The organism is Streptomyces sp. NPDC001717 (genome assembly GCF_042892775.1).
Lineage (GTDB): Bacteria > Actinomycetota > Actinomycetes > Streptomycetales > Streptomycetaceae > Streptomyces.
Map to the genome: position 1 here is coordinate 43,404 of NZ_JBIAUK010000004.1, position 17,071 is coordinate 60,474.

The window sequence follows — 17,071 nt, forward strand, 5'->3', positions numbered from 1 at the left end:
ACGTTCCACTGCGGGCCGCTGAACGCGGCCGTCTCGATCCTGCCCAACGGTCCCGCGCGGCACACGCCCAACGCGGCCAACCGTGGGCGCGCCGCGCATTCGAACTTCTGGCCGTGCTGTCCGTGAAAAGGGGGACCGTGGGCGAGCGCCGCCCACGGAAGGCTCCTTCGAGAGGGGACGGACATGAGCGGGTTCGCGACGTTCCGGGTGCCGGAACACGTGACCGGCACGGCGGCGGACGCGGCGCTCGGCCGGGAGATGACCGCCGCCTGGCGGCGCGACGGGATCTTCCAGGTGGCGGCCGACTCCGGACAGCGGGTGCGGACGCGGGAGGCGCTGGCGGCGAGTCGGCGCTTCTTCGCCCGACCCCGGGCCGAGAAGGCGGCGTGCGTCAACGACACCTCGTACAGCGGGTACGTCGCCTCCGGGGAGGAGGTGACGGCCGGCGAGCGGGACTCCTCGGAGATCTTCACGATCACCCCGGACCTGCCGGCGGGCGCGCGCGGACTGCCGTGTCACGGGCCGGTGCCGTGGCCCGACGCCGCGTACCGGACGGCCATGGAGGCGTACCTCGCCGGGGTCGGCTCGCTCGGAGAACGGCTGCTGCGGCTCGTGGCGCTCGGGCTGGGGCTCGGCCCGGCCGGCTTCGACCGGCCGGCGGGGCCGACCCGCGATGGTTGGCACCACATGCGGGTGTTGCGCTTCCCTGCCGCCTCTCGGACGACGGAGCGCGGGATCGGGGCCCACACCGACTACGGGCTGCTCGTGATCGCCGCGCAGGACGAGGTCGGCGGACTGTTCGTGCGGCCGCCCGTGGCCGGGGAGCGCAGGCCCCGGAACTGGCTGCCGGGCGAGAGCTCCGCGGGTTTCGCCCAGGACTCCCCCGGCTGGACGTACGTGACGCCCGTCCCTGACGTCCTCACCGTGTTCCCCGGGGACATCCTGCAGTTCCTCACGGGCGGCGCGTTGCTGTCGACCCCGCACAAGGTGCGGCTCGCGGACCGGGAGCGGTACGCGCTGGCCTATTTCCACGAGCCCCGCTTCGGCGCCCGGATCCGCCCCTTGAGCCCGGATCCGCAGGACGACACCGTGATCCACTACGGCGAGCACTTCACCCGGATGTTCATGCGCTGCTATCCGCAGCGGGCAACGACGCGGCGGATCGAGGCCGAGGGGCTGATGCGAGGGCTCGCCGGGGTCCGCTGACCCGGCAGCCGAGGCAGTCCGCGTGCCCGGCGTGGGCACGGGTGTCCCGGACGCGCCAGTCCCACTCGCTCTCGGGGCGGGGACCGCTGGGCTTGCCCCATCCGGCGAGGTGCAGGAGCCAGGTGACGATCCCGGCCACGACGACGAGGCCGAGGCCGAGCCAGATGCCCGGCGTCCAGGCCGTGCACACGGAGAGGCCGGCTCCGGCGGTGCCGAGCAGGGCCAGGGCCGTGCCGGTCCAGCCGGCCACCGTGTGGCCGAGGTCGACGTGACCGTGCGCGCTCATGATTCTCCCTGGTCGAAGGGTCGGCAGTAGGCTCGGAGCAGGATCTTTTATCTCACGAGCTAAGTAACTTAGATGCTAAGGAGTATCTTCGTGCAGGGCAAGCCCCGCCCCGCGGCCACCCCCGCGGAAGCGCTTTCGCGCATGGACCAGTTCGTCGCGCTGGGCATCGTCGGCCAGCAGGAGGTCGCGCAGCGCCTCGGGCTGAACGTCACCGACCTGACCTGCCTCGGGCACATCCTGGGCGCCGGGGACAGCCCGCTCGCCGCGGGCGACCTCGCCGAGCTCCTCGACCTCACCACCGGGGCCGTGACCGGGGTGATCAACCGTCTGGAGCGGGCCGGGTACGCGAGCCGCCGACCCGACCCCGCCGACCGGCGGCGGGTGCGGGTCGTGGCCGATCCCACGGCCGCCGCCCGGGTGGTCTCGGTGTACCAGCCCTTCTACGACCGGCTCGGCGCGCTGTTCGCCGACTACACCCCCGACGAGGTCGCCGTGATCGCCGATTGGTTCCAGCGCGCGGCCGTCGAGGTCCGCGACCACTGCGCGCAGGTACGGGCGGGCGAACTCGACGCCGGGGCGCCGTAGCCCCCGCTGGTACCATGGGCGGTTGACCATCTCGCACCGTCACGCTTTCCACTGCTTCGAAAGGTCCTGCATGAGGAACCCGTCAGCTCATGGCCGATTCGGCGTGAAGGGCGGTGCCAAGCCCGCTGCCAAGAGCGGCGGCAAGGCCCCCCGCAGCACCGGGCCGCAGGGTGAGTTCACGATGCACGAGCCGAAGGTGCCCGGGCTGGCGCCGGTGGCCTCGTTCTCCGAGCTGGACCTGCCCGCCGAGCTGGTGACGACCATGGCCGAGCTGGAGGTCAGGGAGCCGTTCCCGATCCAGGCCGCGACACTGCCCAACGCGCTCGCCGGCCGGGACGTCCTGGGCCGCGCGCAGACCGGCTCCGGCAAGACGCTCGCCTTCGGCCTGGCCCTGCTCGCCCGCACCGCGGGCCGGACGGCGGAGCCGAAGCGCCCGCACGCGCTGGTCCTCGTACCGACGCGCGAGCTGGCGCAGCAGGTGACCGAGGCGCTGGACCCGTACGCCAAGGCCCTGAAGCTGCGGATGGCCACGGTGGTGGGCGGGCTGTCGATCGGACGGCAGGTGAGCGCGCTGCGCACCGGCGCGGAGGTCGTGGTGGCCACCCCCGGGCGGCTGAGCGACCTGGTCGGGCGGCGTGACGTCCACCTGGAGCGGGTGCGGATCACCGTGCTCGACGAGGCGGACCAGATGTGCGACATGGGCTTCATGCCGCAGGTCACGGAGATCCTGGACCAGGTGCACCACGCGGGGCAGCGGATGCTGTTCTCGGCGACCCTGGACCGCAACGTGGACCAGTTGGTCCGCGGCTACCTCAAGGACCCGGTGGCGCACTCCGTGGACCCGCAGGCGGGCGCGGTCACCACCATGGACCACCACGTGCTGCACATCCACGCGGCCGACAAGTACTCGGCGGCGACGGAGATCGCGGCCCGCGACAACCGCGTGCTGATGTTCCTCGACACCAAGCACGGCGTCGACCAGTTCGTGAAGCACCTGCGCGCCATGGGCGTACGGGCGGAGGGGCTGCACAGCGGCAAGTCGCAGCCGCAGCGCACCCGGACCCTGGCCCAGTTCAAGACGGGCGCCGTCACCGTCCTGGTCGCCACGAACGTCGCGGCGCGCGGCATCCACATCGACGACCTCGACCTCGTGGTCAACGTGGACCCGCCCGCGGACCACAAGGACTACCTGCACCGCGGCGGACGGACGGCGCGGGCCGGCGAGTCCGGCCGGGTCGTCACCCTCGTCACCCCGGGCCAGCGCAGGGACATGGTCCGGCTGATGGCGGACGCGCGGATCCGGCCGACGATCACCCAGGTGCGGTCCGGGGAGGCCGCGCTCAGCCGGATCACCGGCGCGAAGGCGCCCTCCGGGGTGCCGCTGTCCGGCGCGGCGCCGACCGACGCCAAGGGGAGGCCCTCCGGCACGGAGCTCGGCTTCCGCGGGATGGGCACCAGGCCGGGGCGGCCCGGCAAGGGCAAGGAGTCCCGCAAGACGCTGGAGGCCCGGCAGCAGGCCGAGGCCCGCAGGGCGGCGAGGGTCCGCAAGGGCCTCTGATCCGGATGCGCCGGACCCCGTGCGGCGGGGTCCGGCACCTGGTGCGGCGGTGGTCAGCCGCGGCGACGGCGCCGCCGGGAGACGATCGCGCGGGTGAGGACCGGCGGCAGCAGGTCCTTGGCGAGCTTGCGCCAGCCGGCACCCGGCCTACGGGCGGCGGCCGGTGCGGGAGCGGGTGCGGCCGGCGCCTCCGGCGCGGGCGCGGGGCGCAGCGGCTGCGGAACGGCCGGCGGCCGGGCCCCGGCGTCGGAGATCTGCACGACGGACCGGCCTGCGATCACGTCCACGCCGTGCCCGAGGTCCGTGCGGCCCTCCAGCCAGGCGAGGAGGTCCTTCTGGTGGGCCTCCGGGTCGCCCCAGGTGGCGTACATCTTCATGTCGGAGACGCAGATGGGGTTCAGCCCGCCCGAGACCACCGCCGACCAGACCGCGGCGGCGACGCCGGGGCAGTGCGCGGAGCGGTAGTCGTCGAACACCACCACCGCGCCGGGGGCCGCCACGCGCCGTGAGGACTCGATGTCGGTGACGACGTGCTCGTAGAGGTGCGAGGCGTCGATGTGGATGAACCGGCAGCTCGCCGCGCGCACCTCGGCCCCGACGACGGAGGTCGGCGCCTGGATGACGGTCGGCAGTGCCTCGTGGAAGGCCAGGTAGTTCGTCTCGAACCCGCGCCGGGTGAGCGTGGGGTACGAGAGTCGGTTCTCGGCGACGTTCAGCTCGTCCACGGCGGGAGAGTCGAAGAGGTCGCAGACGGTGAATTCCTCGTCTTCCCGCAGGTAGCGGCCGACGAAGATCGCGCTCTTCCCCAGGAACACGCCGAGTTCGAGGAGGTCTCCCGCCAGAGGTGCGGCGTCGCCGTTCTGACGGGACAGGAACCAGTCGAAGAGCAACTGGTCGTAGGCCGAGAACCAGCCTTCGACCTCACCGTATGCGGTGGGGACGGGCAGGGCCTGCTCGGCGTCGGTGGTGGTGACGGGAGCATGCGAAACGTGCGACACGAAGAGTCATCCTCCAGCGGAGTGGCATCGTCCAACGCTGACACCCGGCCGGGTTAACGGCACCTTAAGCGCAGGATCGGCGCCTGGCGAGACCTTCGTCACACAAGATTCAAATAAGACAGCCGACCGCCGGACGGCCGCCCCCGCTCACCCGGAGGCCGCGGCGGCGGTACGCCGACTCAGCCGGCCCGCGGCCGCGTTGCGCACCCGGCGGGTGCGGGCACCGGTGGCGAGCAGGCCCAGGGCCTCGTACGAGGTCAGCAGCTGGGCGGCGGTGCGCTGGCACCAGTCCGACGCGCCCACGAGCTCCGCGGCGGACCAGGGCTCGCCGCGGGTGATGGCCTTGAGCAGGGTCCATTCGCGCAGGCGCCGCTCGGGGAAGGCGCGGCCTGCGAGCGCGCCGGTCATGGCCTGCGCCCAGGCGGGGAAGCCCTCGTCGGCCAGCAGGCGCGCCGCACGTCGGTCCAGGTGGGTGACGACCGCGCTCTCGGCCATCACGGGGTCGGGGTCGCGCAGTACGACGGCCACGGCGTCGGCCTCGGCGCGCGTTCCGCGCGCCCCGGCCAGGGCCCGCAGGTGACGGCCGTACCGCCAGTGCTCGGGCGGCTCGGCGGCGCCGCCGGTGTCCGGGTGGCTCATCGGGCACCGCCGAAGGCGCGCACGGCCGGGCCGGCCGTCGCGGGCGCGCCCGGCACGCCCTCCGGTATCCCGGTCGGCATCGCGGCGGCGGATCGCTCGTTCGTTCCTCTCCCCATGCTCCCATTCCACACGACCACCGGGCCCGCCCTGCGTCCAGGGTCCCGCTACCGGCACGGTCGCCGTCCCCGGCCTGATCACACCCCCGCGGCAGGCTCGCGCGCCGGCTCTCCGCGCGTGCGGGTCAGCCGACGGCGCCGGGCCCCTGTTCCGGTTCGGGCAGCGGGGCGCCCGTCTCCAGGAGGGTCTTGAGGCTGGAGGCGAGCATCGGCCAGGCCCGGCCGCACATGCCGATCAGCGTGCCACCCGGTGCGAATCCCTCGTGGAGGATGGTCAGGCGGGCGAGGGTGTCGCCGACCGGCTCGATCTCGTACGTGACCTTCGTGCGCGGTTCCCCGGCCAGTTCGGCCCGCAACTCCTCGCCGATCCCGGCCGAGGCGGCCCACTGCGGGGTGAAGGTGTGCCAGGTGTAGGACAGCAGCCGGTCCGGGACGCAGCCGAGGACCACCTGCTCGGGGTCGCTGGTGCGCGCCCCGCGCTCGACCCAGTCCATCACCGAGCCGACCGCCCAGTCGGTCTCGAAGCTCAGTCCCCAGTACCGGCGGGTGAAGGCCGGCTCGGTGAGGGCCTGCCAGACGCGGGCGGGATCGGCCTGGATGTACACGGTGTAGGTGATCGCACTGTCGCTCATGGCCACAATGCTGCGGGACCGCACGTCACGGACGCCGGATTTCCCGGTCACGGCGCCGCGATCACCAACGCACGCCCTCTTCGGGGAGTTCCGTGGCCGGTGTGCGGGCCGGGGCGGGCAGGGCGAGGCGGATGCGGGCCGTATGGGCGGCGGCGAGTTCGTGGGCGCCGGCCGGACCCCAGTCGCTCAGTTCGCGGACCTGTTCGGGGGTGGCCAGCAGCCGTGCGTACGCCGGGTCCGCGGCCGGGGGCAGCCCGGTGAGCCGGGCGGCGGTGCGGGCGTGGGCGCCCTCCTCGCCGAGCCGGTAGCCGAGCGGGGCCGAGCCCGTGGTGGGGGCGGCCGTCGGGGGCGGGAGGTGGACGGCACCGGTGGCCCGGGCGACCAGGACCAGGACCCGGCCGTCCGGGGCGAACAGCCAACCGGAGCGGTCCCGGACCGGCAGGTGCGCGGGGACCGGGCCCGGATGCCAGGCACCGCGCTGCGGGGTCCGGCGGGTGCGGAGCACACCGAGCCGATCGAGGGCGGTGGGCGCGGTGGGGCGGCCGTCCTCCAGCAGGGCGGTGCCGGATCCGTTGACGCGGGCGCGCAGGGCGGACAGGGCGCGGCGGGCGTCGCCCGCGTCCATCAGGTCGGGCAGGTCGGCGGGCTCGGCGAAGTGGATGCCGGTGATCTCCTGGGCCGGGAGGCGGACGGAGTCGATCCGCTCCGGGGTCCAGGTGCCGCCGTCGTAGACGTGCAGGACCTCCCCGGGGAACCGCATCTCGGGCGGGAAGCCGGGAGTGTCGGCGGGGATCCAGTCGACGGCGAGCCCGCGCGGGTAGCGGCCGTCGACGCCGAGCTCCTCGCGCATCTCCCGGGCCGCGGCGGCGGAGGGCGCCTCCCCGGCGTCCACGGCACCGCCGGGCAGCAGCCGGTCCGCGCGGTAGTCGACGCTCTGGACGAGGACCCGGCCGTCGGCATCGGTGACCAGGACGACGGCCGCGGTCCACACGGTGGCGCGCGAGGCGCCGTACGCGGCGGGGGTCATCCAGGTCCCGGGCCCGGCCTGCGCGTGTCCCTCTGCGTGTCCCTGTGCCCGTCCCTGCACCCCCACCTGTGCCCGCGCCTGCGCCTCGTCGGTCTGCTGCGACATCCGAACTCCGTTCACCGTGGGTGGCCCGCCGGCCTGTGCAACCGCGGGCGCGGCCCCGTGGTTACGGCGGCCCCGAGAGCGGCACCGACCTCGCCCGCTTTACCCTCCATATACCTCCTATACCTTCTTATTACCTCGTTACGTGGATCTTGATACGTTGCCCGGGCGGACTGGCGGCGTGAAAACCCCCGGTCCGACCACGTCCGCCGGGCCGTTCCCCCGGCGAGTGAGGGCGGGGGCACCCGTACGGGTGACGGGTTCGGTCCCGGCCGCGACCGTGCGGCAGGGTGGGCGGATGCTGCTGCGCCGGGCCCTGCCCCTGACCCTTGCCGCGCTCGTCATGGCCACCGGGTGCGTGACCGTGCACCCGCCCGCCCCGTCGGAGCCCCGGCCCCCGGCACCGGCGACGGCCCGCACGGTGCTCGCTCAACCGACGGTGCCCGCAATGCCGTTGGGAACCCTTCCCGGGACGCCGGAGCCCGCGTCCTCCGCGCCCCCGCCGGCGCTCGACCCGGTACCCGCCGCCGCGCGCCCCCCGCGGGCGAAGCCCGAGAGGCACGCACCCGCGAAGCCGGCGCCCGCGAAGCCCCGTACCCGTAAGCCGGCCGCCGCCACGAAAGATCGGCCCGCACCGCGGCGGACGTACGACATGGCCCCGCTGTGCGCCGCGGCCAGGGGCACCGTCTCCCCGGACATCCTGGCCCTGTGCCGTTAGGCCGTCTCCTGCGCCCCGTACAGCGCGACGAGTTCGGCGCCCGTGCGGGCCAGCCACTCGCGGACCTCCGGCGGCTCCAGCACCTCCACCCGACTGCCCAGCCCCGACACGTGCGCCGCCAGCGCCCTGGGGGCCGGGCCGTCGATCCAGACCTCGGTCCAGCCGTCGGGGAGCGGGTTCCCGACGCGCAGGCGGCCGCCGGAGATCCTGGCCAGCCGGGGCAGCGCGTCGGGGGCGACGCGGGCCCGGGCGGTGACCGCGTACAGCCGTTCCTCCATGGCCCCGGCCAGTTCCCGCCAGGCCGTGGCCAGGTCGAAGTCCGCCGGCCGGTGGGCCGGTTCGCCGGTCGGTTCGACGGAGGTGACCCGGCTGAGCCGGAAGGTGCGCAGCCCGTCCTCCGTCCCGGCGACCAGGTACTCGATGCCCGCCTTGGCGACGAGTCCCAGCGGGTCGACCACGCGCACCCGGGCCGGCTTGCCCACGCCCTCGTACCCGAGCCGGATCCGTTCGCCCTCCACCGCGGCCCGCTGGAGCGCCGAGCGGTGCGGGGTGGCGGCGGTGACGGGGGTGCGCGCCCAGTCGGTGCCGTCGACGGCGGCGGCCCGCGAGGCGGCCTCGGCGTCGCCGCGGAGCGTGGCGGGCAGGGCCCTGACCAGTTTGCGCAGGGTGGTGCGCAGTTCGGGGGTGGTGGCGAGCGGGCCCGTGACCAGGAACAGGGCCCGGATCTCGTCGGCGGTGAGGCCCGTGAGGTTGGTGCGGGCGCCGCCGACGAGGGACCAGCCGCCGCCCCGGCCGCGCTGCGAGTAGACGGGGATCCCCGCGGCCGCCAGGGCCTCCAGGTCGCGCCGCGCCGTCCGCTCCGACACGTCGAGTTCCGCGGCGACTTCGGCGACGGTGACGCGCCCCCGCTCCTGGAGGAAGAGCAGGGCCGCCACCAGCCGGTCAGCCTTCACGGGAGTCGTTTCGCGGGGCGCTTCGCAGAACGCTTCGCAGGGCGTTTCTCATACGAGGGATTCTGCCCGGAAAACAGGCCAGAAGATGGCCACTTTGGCCTCCAGGATGAGGTCATGACCGAAACGAAGCAGTCCACCGCAGCCCAGCCCACCACCGTCCAGTCCCCGGCCGTCCAGTCCCCGGTCGTCGACACCCGTCCGGATCTGGCGGCGGCCATCGCCCTGGCCGGGCGCACCCTCGCCGCCGTCCGGCCGGACCAGTACGACTCCCCCACCCCCTGCACCGAATTCGACGTCCGGCGGTTGTCGAGCCACCTCGTCGGCGTACTGCGGCGGATCTCGGTCATCGGGCGGGGCGAGGACCCCTTCAGCGTCCCCTCCTTCGCCGACGAGCTCGCGGACGGCGAGTGGGCGGCGGCCTGGGGGCCGGCCGCCGAGGAGGCCGCGAAGGTGTGGGCGGATCCGGAGGTGTTGGGCCGCGACCTGCGCCTGCCGATGGGCGTGAAGCCGGGCGCGGTCGCGGCGGCCGTCTACACCAACGAGCTGATCCTGCACACCTGGGACCTGGCCACCGCGACCGGACAGCGGCCGGAGTGGGACACCGCCCTGCTGGAGCGGCTGGTCGAGGTCGTGCGCAGGGCGCTGCCGGCCGAGGCCCGCGGCGGTCGGATCCCGTACGGCGAGGTCGTTCCGGTGGCGGCGGACGCGTCCGCCCTCGACCGGCTGGTGGCCTGGTCGGGCCGCCGTCCCTGACTTATTCGATGGATGGGCGCCGCTCCGCATACCTACAGTGACGAGGCACCGTGTCGTCGAGCAGGAGCGGACCATGCGCACCCACTATCCCCGTACGCCGCACCTGCCCTGGTCCCCCGGGGCGGCGGCGGACGATGTCCGGGCCACCGGTCTGGCGGGGCTGGTCGGGCGCGAGGTCGTGGTGACCGAGAAGCTCGACGGAGAGAACACCACCCTCTACCCGGACGGCCTGCACGCGCGGTCGCTCGACTCGGCGCACCATCCCTCGCGGGCCTGGGTCAAGGGCCTCCAGGGCCGGATCGGTGCCGGCATCCCGAACGGGTGGCGGGTGTGCGGGGAGAACCTGTACGCGCGCCACTCGATCCCGTACGAGGACCTCGACAGCTGGTTCTACGGGTTCTCGGTGTGGGACGGGGAGCACTGCCTGGACTGGGACCGGACCGTCCGGTTCCTGCGCGGGCTGGGCGTGCCCGTCCCGCGGGTGCTGTGGCGCGGCGTCTTCGACGAGCGCGCGCTGCGCAAGCTGCGCCTCGACACCACGCGCCAGGAGGGGTACGTCGTCCGTACGACCGCCGGGTTCGCGCGCGAGGACTTCGGGCGCCGCGTGGCCAAGTGGGTGCGCGGCGGACACGTACAGACCGGTACGCACTGGATGTTCGCGCAGGTGGTGCCCAACGGACTGGGCCCGAACGCCCCGTTGTGGGCGGTGCGGTCCGGGGCCGAGGCGGACGTGACCGGGCTGTGCGCGGCCGTCGCAATGCCCGCGGCGCCCGATGCGGACGAGGTCGCCGACGCGGCGGCCCGGATCGACGCGGCGGGGCGGACGGGGGACGAACGGCTGGCCGGTGTACTGGCCGCCGTACTGCGCCGTCAGCCGCGCGCCCGGATCATGGCGCGGCTCGCGTCGGGGCCCCTCGGGGTGCGGCTCGCCCGGCAGGTGGGCGACCTGGTGGGGCTGTACCCCTACCTCCATCGGCCGTTCCCGGACGGGGAGCGGCGGGCCGGGCTGGTCCGCATGTCCGCCGCGGCCGACCTCGGGGTGCTGCACGCGCTCGCCGGGGCTCTGGCGGACGACAAGGAGGCACTGGAGTGCGCGGAGTGGTCCGCGCTGTTCGCCGAGGAGGCCGGACTGCTCGGCGCCGACCCGCTGGGGGACCTGCGCAGGGGGCTGCGGGAGTCCCTCGCCGGGCTGGACGCGGAAGCCGCCGACCGGTGCTGGGCGGAGGCGCGCCGCGCCTTCGGGCAGGGCCGGATCAGCGGCGCGGCCGTCGAGGAGGCGGTGGCGGCGACGTGGCAGTGGCGCGAGGGGGCCTTCCCTCGGCTGGTGCAGCTCTGCGGGCCCTCGGGCAGCGGAAAGAGCACGTTCGCTCGCACCCTGCCGGGCGTGGACACGTACATCGCCCTGGACGACCTGCGGTCCGCCCGGGGCTCCCGCGCCGACCAGCGGGCCAACGCGGAGGTGCTGAGCGAGGGCCTGGACCGGCTGGACGCCGCGCTGACGCGCGGCGGCACCGTGGTGTGGGACGCCACCTCGCTCACCGACCGGCAGCGGGGCCTGGCGGGATCCGTCGCGCGCCGCCGCGACGCCCTGGTCACCCATGCGGTGCTGCTGGTCGACGAGGCGGAGCTGGAGCGCCGCAACACCGTGCGCCCGCATCCGGTGCCGTCGGCGGTGCTGACCTCGCAACTGCACCGGTTCAGCCCGCCGTATCCCGGCCAGGCGCACCGCACGTGGTACATCGGCGCGGACGGCGTCGTCGCGGACCAAGCGGGCGGGCCGGCCGGACCGCACGGAGAGGGCGGGGACGTCTGATGCGCACCAGCGAGCAGCTCTACCACCAGGTCCGCTGGGACCCCCGGTTCGACCCGGCGCGGTTCGTCCTCGGCCTGCTCCAGCGCGGCGCCGCACCCAAGCGGGTGCCGCTGCCCTCCTTCGTGCCGGGCGGCGACATCCCCTGGCACCGGGTGCTGTTCGTGGAGGCGGACGGCGAACTGGTGTGGGACCGGGCTTCCGGCGTCGACCGGATCGACGTGACCGAGGCCGGCCGGGTCCGCGCCCCGCGCCTGCTGCGCGCACCCTTCTTCACCGCGCGCACCCCGCACGCCTGGGATCCGGCGGGTGGCGGCGCCTGGCGCCCGGCCGAGGCCCGCCCCACCTCGGACTTCGCCCCCGCCGACGTACGACTGCTCACCTGGAACACCCTCTGGGACCGCTACGACGCCCCGCGCATCGCCACCGCCCGGCGCAGACCCCTGCTGCTGGCCGAGCTCGCGGCGGCCGATGCCGATGTCATCGCGCTCCAGGAGGTCGAGCCCGAACTGCTCGGCATGCTGCTGGCGGCGGAGTGGGTGCGCGCCCGGTACGCGATCGGTACGGATCCGCGGGGCCGGGACGTCGCCGAGTGCGGGCTGCTGGTGCTGAGCCGGCTGCCGGTGCGGGAGGCGGGGCTGCACGTGCTCGGCCCCCACAAGGCGGTCACGGCCGTGACGGTGGACACGGCGGGCGGCCCGCTGGTCGTCGCCGCCACCCACCTGACCAGCGATCACACCGAGCGGGGCGACGTGCGGCGGGAGGCCGAACTGGCCCGGCTCGCCGACGGCCTGGGCGCCATCGAGGCCGGTGTGGCGCTGCTCGGCGACTTCAACGACGGCCGCTCCGGCGCCGAGGGGCCCGCGGCCGCGCTGGCCATGCGGGACGCGTGGAACGACGTGCACGGGGCCGCCGACGCCACGCCGACCTTCGACCCGACGGCCAACCCGCTGGCCGCCGTCGGCTCCCTGACCGGCCGGGCCTCCCGGCTGGACCGCATCCTGCTGCGCGCCGCCGGAACCCGCGTCACGCGGGCGGCGCTGCGCGGCGATTCACCCGACGCCGAGGGCCTGTTCCCCTCCGACCACTACGCGGTGGAGGCGACGCTCGGCTTCGGCGCCGCGCCCGCCGGGCCGGCCCTACCGGCGACGGCGCGCACGGCGGTGGCCTGGCTGCCACCACACCTTCCCGAAGCCGTGGCCGACCTGCGCCGCGAGCACGACCCGCAGGCCGACCGCTGGCCCGCACACGTGAACCTGCTGTTCGGCTTCGTCCCGGAATCCTCCTTCGCGCAGGCGCTCCCCCTCCTCTCCGAAGTCGCTTCGGGCACCGCCCCCTTCACCACCGAACTGAACGGCGTGTACGAGTTCGGGCACCGTGAGGAAGCCACCCTCTGGCTGGACCCGGCCGCGGCCGGTGACGCCCCCTGGCAGGAGCTGCGCCGAGCCCTGGCGGAACGGTTCCCCACCTGCCGGGGCCGCGCCGAGGGCTACACCCCGCACCTGACGCTCGGCCGCAGCCGCGATCCGCGCCGGGCCGCCGCGGAGTTCGCCGCCCGGCTCGGCCCCGCCCTGTCCGCGCGGGTCGGGGAGCTGGCGGTGCTCTCACGACGCGGGGACGGCCCCATGCGGGTGCGGGCCACCGTCGCACTGGGCACCGGTGAGATCCGGTGGCTCCCGGAGCAAGCGCCCGACCCCGCCCCGGCGACCCCCGCCGGTCCGGTGACCGAGCGGCTGCGCGCCGCCCTGCCGGACGCCGAGCTCCACGTGGCCGGCTCCCGGCGGATGGGCTGCGAGCTGCCCACCGCGGACCTGGACCTGGTGGCGGCCCTGCCCGATGCGGCCGGTCTGCGCGGCCGGGTGGCCGCGGCGCTGCCGGAAGCCCGACGGCTGCGGGACGTGACGGGAGCACGGGTGCCGGGACTCCGGTTCCGCGTGGGCACCCTCGACGTGGACCTGGTGGCCGTCGCCACCGGGTCCGAGGACCCGGCGCGGGCGGTGTCCCGGCGTTCCGAACTGGGCGAGGCGGCGGCCCTCGCCCTGAGCGCGGTCAGCGACGCCGACGCGGTACGCGGGCACGTGGGCGCGGAACACGAGGCGTTCGCCGCCCTCGCCCGGCAGGTGAAGGTCTGGGCACGGGCCCGGGGCCTGGACTCGGCCCCGTTCGGCGGGCTCCCGGGGCTGGCCTGGTCGGTGCTGGCGGCCCGTACCGTCCGCGAGGCCGCGGACCGCTCCCCCGCCGGCCTGCTCCTGGACTTCTTCGGCACCTGGGCCGCCTGGGACTGGCGCACCCCGGTCGCCCTGTCCCCCGCCGCCCCCGTGCCGTCCCCGGACCCGCTCACGGTCCTCACCCCGTCGCATCCCGTGCGCAGCTGCACGGCCCAGGTGGGCCGGGGCATGCGGGAGTTGCTGGTCCGGGAGCTGTACGAGGCGTGGGAGCTGCTGTCCGCCGACCCCACGGCCTCCCTCGCCGCCGCGCCCCCGCTGCACCGGCGGCACGCCGCGTGGGCGGTGGTGACGGTGCGCCGGGACGGGGCGGCGCCGCTCGACGAAACCCTGGGCCGGATGCGGGGCAGGGTGCGGGCGCTGCTCGGTGCCCTGGAGGAGGCCGGGGTGCGCGAGGCGCACGCGTGGCCCCGCCCCTTCGAATCGACCCCCGCCCTTGCGCGCTACGCGATCGGGCTGGGGCCGATGCCGCCGGACGCGGTTGCGCTCGCCGCCGTGTCCTCGGGGTGGTCCCGGGGCCTGCCGGGGGTCGAAGTCACCCACACCCCGGGCGGGGAGGTCCCGGACCTCCCCTGACCCACCGGCCCTCGCCGATCCGCTGCCCTGCGGACCGTCCCCCGGAGCTCCCCGCAGCCGGGCCGGCCCACGCCCGTACCGCCGCGCCGCGGGGGTGCGGCGGGGCGCCCCGGCAGCACGTCGAACGCTGGTGCTCGGCGGGGCCGGGCGTGCTGTGGGCACCCGCAGGGCGTCGAACGCCGGTGCTCGGGGGCCCGGTCCCTCTCGGCACTCCCGCGCCGGCGGGGTCGGGTGTGCGGCGGGGCGCCCCCGCAGGGCGTCGAACGAAACCCGCTCGCCTTGCCGGTGCCGCATGGGGTTCGACGCCCGAGGAGGTGCCCCGGCGCGCGCCCGGCCCCGACGGCCCACCCGGCCCGCCCAGGCCAAGGGCAGTGCCGCTGCGCGGAGCCGGTCCCCTACCCGCCCTTCCACCGTTCCCCGGGCTCCGCCCGGACCCGGTCCTCAAACGCCGGACGGGCTGAAGGCTTCGGGGCTCCGCCCCGGACCCCGCGCCTCAACCGCCGGCGAGGCTGAGATTGCCCGGGGCTCGAACGCCGGCGAGGCTGAATGTGCCCGGCGGGGCTGGACGCGTCCGTGGCTGGACTTGCCCTGCGGGCGACTCGGCCCGCAGCCGGCGGGCGGCAGCAGTCGAATCCAGCCCCGCCGGCGTTTGAGGCGCGGGCGCGGAGCGCCGTAGGGGGCGAGGCATCGGCACGGGTCGCCCCCGGGGGTCAGAGGCGGATGACGATCTTGCCCGCCGTGTGTCCGCCCCGGCTCAGTTCGAAGGCCGCCGCCAGCTCCTCCAGCGGAAACGTCCGCGCGACCGGCACCGTCAGCTGCCCGCTGTCCGCGAGCCGCCCCAGTTCCGTCAGGTCGCCGCGGTCCGGCCGGACCCACATCCATTCGCCCCCGGCCCCCGTAACGGTGGGGTCCGCGATGGAGGCGTGGCGGCCGTCGGCGTGCAGGACCTCTCGGGTGACGCCGACGACCCCGCCGACGAAGTCGGCGACGACCGTCGGCCCGTAGGGGGCCAGGGCCCGCACCCGCCCGGCCAGCCCGTCGCCGTATTCCACGGGCTCCGCGCCCATCGCCCGGACCCGGTCGTGGTTGCGCGCGGAGGCCGTGCCGATGACCCGCGCGCCCAGCGAGCGTGCGATCTGGACGGCGAAGGAGCCGACACCACCGGCCGCGCCGTGGATGAGCACGGTGTCGGCCGGACCCGTCCCGAGCCGCGTGAGCACCTGGTACGCCGTGAGCCCCGCGAGCGGCAGGGCCGCCGCCTCGGCCCAGTCGAGCGCGGCGGGCTTGCGCGCCAGGGTCCGTACCGGCACGGACACGAACTCGGCGAAGGTCCCGCCCCGCACGTAGTCCTTCCGGGCGTACGCGAACACCTCGTCGCCCTCCGCGCATTCGGGAACGTCGATGCCCACCCGCTCCACGGTCCCGGACACGTCCCAGCCGGGGACCACGGGGAAGACGACGTCCATGAGGCCGTCGAGCCCGCCCGCCATGATCTTCCAGTCGACGGGGTTGACGCCGGCGCACTTCACCCGGACGAGGACCTCTCCCGGCGCGACCTTCGGCATCGGCAGCCTGGTCTCGGTGAGCACCTCCGTCCCGCCGTACGTCTCGTACGCCATCGCCCGCATGGTGTCCTGGGACATGTACCGATACCGACCTCTCCGCGACGCAGTGGTTGGACCCCCCGGCCCCGACCCCGCCCCGGGGCCCATCCCACCACGTACCGGGGCCGGCCCGCGGCAGGCGGGCCCGCTCACTCGTATTCGGTGCCGCCCTTGCGCGTCAGGTACGCCGGGCTGACCGCCTTCGCGATGGCCCGGCCGCCCACGACCGGGCTGTACCGCTCCGTCGCGGGCCGGATGACGACGCCCTCGCGCAGGTGCACGGACTTGCCCGACACCGTCTCGCGACCGCTCGCCCACTCCAGGACGGTGTCGAGGGCGTACGGGCCCTCGTACAGCCGCGGCACCAGGGGGAGTTCACCGCCGGCGAGCAGCTCCGCCGGGTCCAGCCAGCGGACCTGACCGTCGATCTCGGCCGACACGTCGAACACGGCGAAGGCGGGCGGCGCATCGGCGGTGCGCACGTCCGTGCCGTACGCGAGGTCCTGGACGCCCGCCCCGTACACCTCGCCGAAGATCCCGATCCGGGTCGCGCCGAGCCGGGTGGCGAGTTCCGCGGCGACGGTGGGTACGTCGTGGCCCCGTACGGCCCGCCAGTAGAGGTTGCGCTCCTCCTCCTTGAGGGCCAGGCCCTTCCCGCCGAACCCCTTCGAGGTGACGAGGCTCCTCGCCCCCTCCACGACGTACGTGAACAGGCAGGCGGTGCCGTGCAGTTTCTCGGTGAGGACGACCGGCTCGCCCTCCTCGAAGATCTGCGGGTAGCGCTGGAGGTTCTCGATGTCCACCCAGGGCAGCAGGTCGGGGGCGGCCTCGACCTCTCCGCTCATGGTGGTGGGTATCGGTGGGGCCCATTTGGTGATGCCGAGCAGCTCCGCGAAGTCCGTGCCCTCCTCGGCCGCCTTCACCAGGTCGACGCCGTCGAGCGCGCGCGGCCGGCAGACGAGGCCCTGCGAGAGCTCTCCGCGCAGCCGGACGGCCTTGACCCGATCGGCGGAGCCGCCGGCGAGCCGACCGGTCAGGCCCAGCTCCTCGATCAGGTCGGCGGGCAGCACGGCCTGCTCGGGGATGTAGACGGCGAACTCACCCGTGCGGTAGGCGCCCTTCGCGATCACGGCGCGGTAGAGGCCCACTTGGGCCAGTTCCAGCGCGTCGGCGTTCGGGTGCTCGTGGACGGTCAGCTCTTCGGCGGTGACTCGCAAAGTCGACATGGGCGTCTCCTCGTACGGTGGTTCGTGATCGGTCCCCACTTTCCGGCCACGGATTTC

General features: G+C 75.1%; 14 protein-coding genes. 6 read left to right on the forward strand and 8 right to left on the reverse strand.

What is annotated here, in order from left to right; genetic code table 11:
• Nucleotides 1-183 precede the first annotated feature (183 nt).
• Entirely contained in the window at nt 184-1,206 is a 1,023-nt protein-coding gene (locus ACFYZL_RS09800) for a 2-oxoglutarate and iron-dependent oxygenase domain-containing protein (protein WP_384745272.1), read from the forward strand.
• On the opposite strand, the gene ACFYZL_RS09805 is transcribed toward ACFYZL_RS09800, so the two are convergent.
• Nucleotides 1,124-1,492, reverse strand: a complete 369-nt coding sequence (locus ACFYZL_RS09805; RefSeq protein WP_384745270.1) for an HGxxPAAW family protein — start codon at nt 1,490-1,492, stop codon at nt 1,124-1,126. The two genes, ACFYZL_RS09800 and ACFYZL_RS09805, sit on opposite strands and share 83 nt — an antisense overlap.
• 90 nt (nt 1,493-1,582) lie before the next feature.
• Between ACFYZL_RS09805 and ACFYZL_RS09810 the strand changes: the two genes are divergently transcribed.
• Both ACFYZL_RS09810 and ACFYZL_RS09815 read left to right on the forward strand, forming a co-directional pair.
• A complete protein-coding gene (locus ACFYZL_RS09810; RefSeq protein ID WP_384745268.1) occupies nt 1,583-2,077 on the forward strand; it encodes a MarR family winged helix-turn-helix transcriptional regulator in 495 nt (164 codons plus the stop codon).
• A 181-nt stretch (nt 2,078-2,258) separates the two neighbouring features.
• Nucleotides 2,259-3,635 carry a DEAD/DEAH box helicase gene (locus ACFYZL_RS09815; protein ID WP_388677702.1) on the forward strand — a complete coding sequence of 459 codons (1,377 nt, stop codon included), beginning with the start codon at nt 2,259-2,261 and terminating at the stop codon, nt 3,633-3,635.
• A 53-nt stretch (nt 3,636-3,688) separates the two neighbouring features.
• Here the strand turns inward: ACFYZL_RS09815 and ACFYZL_RS09820 are convergent, their stop codons facing one another.
• The 5 genes from ACFYZL_RS09820 to ACFYZL_RS09840 form a co-directional block, all read right to left on the reverse strand.
• Nucleotides 3,689-4,633 carry a class I SAM-dependent methyltransferase gene (locus tag ACFYZL_RS09820; protein WP_388677705.1) on the reverse strand — a complete coding sequence of 315 codons (945 nt, stop codon included), beginning with the start codon at nt 4,631-4,633 and terminating at the stop codon, nt 3,689-3,691.
• A gap of 147 nt (nt 4,634-4,780) precedes the next feature.
• On the reverse strand, nt 4,781-5,272 hold the full coding sequence (locus tag ACFYZL_RS09825; RefSeq protein WP_384745262.1) for a hypothetical protein: 492 nt from the start codon (nt 5,270-5,272) through the stop codon (nt 4,781-4,783).
• 241 nt (nt 5,273-5,513) lie between these two features.
• Entirely contained in the window at nt 5,514-6,020 is a 507-nt protein-coding gene (locus tag ACFYZL_RS09830; protein ID WP_384745261.1) for an SRPBCC family protein, read from the reverse strand.
• A gap of 61 nt (nt 6,021-6,081) precedes the next feature.
• Nucleotides 6,082-7,152, reverse strand: a complete 1,071-nt coding sequence (locus tag ACFYZL_RS09835; protein WP_384745259.1) for an NUDIX domain-containing protein — start codon at nt 7,150-7,152, stop codon at nt 6,082-6,084.
• A gap of 711 nt (nt 7,153-7,863) precedes the next feature.
• Nucleotides 7,864-8,820, reverse strand: coding sequence for a helix-turn-helix transcriptional regulator (locus ACFYZL_RS09840; RefSeq protein WP_384745257.1), 957 nt, complete (start codon nt 8,818-8,820; stop codon nt 7,864-7,866).
• 114 nt (nt 8,821-8,934) lie between these two features.
• On the opposite strand from ACFYZL_RS09840, the gene ACFYZL_RS09845 reads away from it, so the two are divergent.
• From ACFYZL_RS09845 to ACFYZL_RS09855, 3 genes are all read left to right on the forward strand, one after another.
• Entirely contained in the window at nt 8,935-9,573 is a 639-nt protein-coding gene (locus ACFYZL_RS09845) for a TIGR03086 family metal-binding protein (protein WP_388677711.1), read from the forward strand.
• A gap of 73 nt (nt 9,574-9,646) precedes the next feature.
• Nucleotides 9,647-11,386, forward strand: a complete 1,740-nt coding sequence (locus ACFYZL_RS09850; protein ID WP_388677714.1) for an RNA ligase family protein — start codon at nt 9,647-9,649, stop codon at nt 11,384-11,386.
• Nucleotides 11,386-14,184, forward strand: a complete 2,799-nt coding sequence (locus tag ACFYZL_RS09855; RefSeq protein WP_388677717.1) for a poly(A) polymerase — start codon at nt 11,386-11,388, stop codon at nt 14,182-14,184. Before ACFYZL_RS09850 ends, ACFYZL_RS09855 begins: the two co-directional genes overlap by 1 nt.
• 710 nt (nt 14,185-14,894) lie before the next feature.
• Here the strand turns inward: ACFYZL_RS09855 and ACFYZL_RS09860 are convergent.
• Together ACFYZL_RS09860 and ACFYZL_RS09865 are read right to left on the reverse strand one after the other, a co-directional pair.
• A complete protein-coding gene (locus ACFYZL_RS09860; protein ID WP_384757581.1) occupies nt 14,895-15,812 on the reverse strand; it encodes an NADP-dependent oxidoreductase in 918 nt (305 codons plus the stop codon).
• Nucleotides 15,813-15,937: 125 nt separating this feature from the next.
• Nucleotides 15,938-17,014, reverse strand: coding sequence for an RNA ligase (ATP) (locus ACFYZL_RS09865; protein ID WP_388677720.1), 1,077 nt, complete (start codon nt 17,012-17,014; stop codon nt 15,938-15,940).
• Nucleotides 17,015-17,071 lie beyond the last annotated feature (57 nt).

Coding starts and splice junctions, on each gene's coding strand:
- ACFYZL_RS09800 (WP_384745272.1), top strand. CDS start 184: ATGAGCGGGTTCGCGACGTTCCGGGTGCCGGAACACGTGACCGGCACG.
- ACFYZL_RS09805 (WP_384745270.1), bottom strand. CDS start 1,492: ATGAGCGCGCACGGTCACGTCGACCTCGGCCACACGGTGGCCGGCTGG.
- ACFYZL_RS09815 (WP_388677702.1), top strand. CDS start 2,259: ATGCACGAGCCGAAGGTGCCCGGGCTGGCGCCGGTGGCCTCGTTCTCC.
- ACFYZL_RS09825 (WP_384745262.1), bottom strand. CDS start 5,272: ATGAGCCACCCGGACACCGGCGGCGCCGCCGAGCCGCCCGAGCACTGG.
- ACFYZL_RS09830 (WP_384745261.1), bottom strand. CDS start 6,020: ATGAGCGACAGTGCGATCACCTACACCGTGTACATCCAGGCCGATCCC.
- ACFYZL_RS09835 (WP_384745259.1), bottom strand. CDS start 7,152: ATGTCGCAGCAGACCGACGAGGCGCAGGCGCGGGCACAGGTGGGGGTG.
- ACFYZL_RS09845 (WP_388677711.1), top strand. CDS start 8,935: ATGACCGAAACGAAGCAGTCCACCGCAGCCCAGCCCACCACCGTCCAG.
- ACFYZL_RS09850 (WP_388677714.1), top strand. CDS start 9,647: ATGCGCACCCACTATCCCCGTACGCCGCACCTGCCCTGGTCCCCCGGG.
- ACFYZL_RS09855 (WP_388677717.1), top strand. CDS start 11,386: ATGCGCACCAGCGAGCAGCTCTACCACCAGGTCCGCTGGGACCCCCGG.
- ACFYZL_RS09860 (WP_384757581.1), bottom strand. CDS start 15,812: ATGCGGGCGATGGCGTACGAGACGTACGGCGGGACGGAGGTGCTCACC.
- ACFYZL_RS09865 (WP_388677720.1), bottom strand. CDS start 17,014: ATGTCGACTTTGCGAGTCACCGCCGAAGAGCTGACCGTCCACGAGCAC.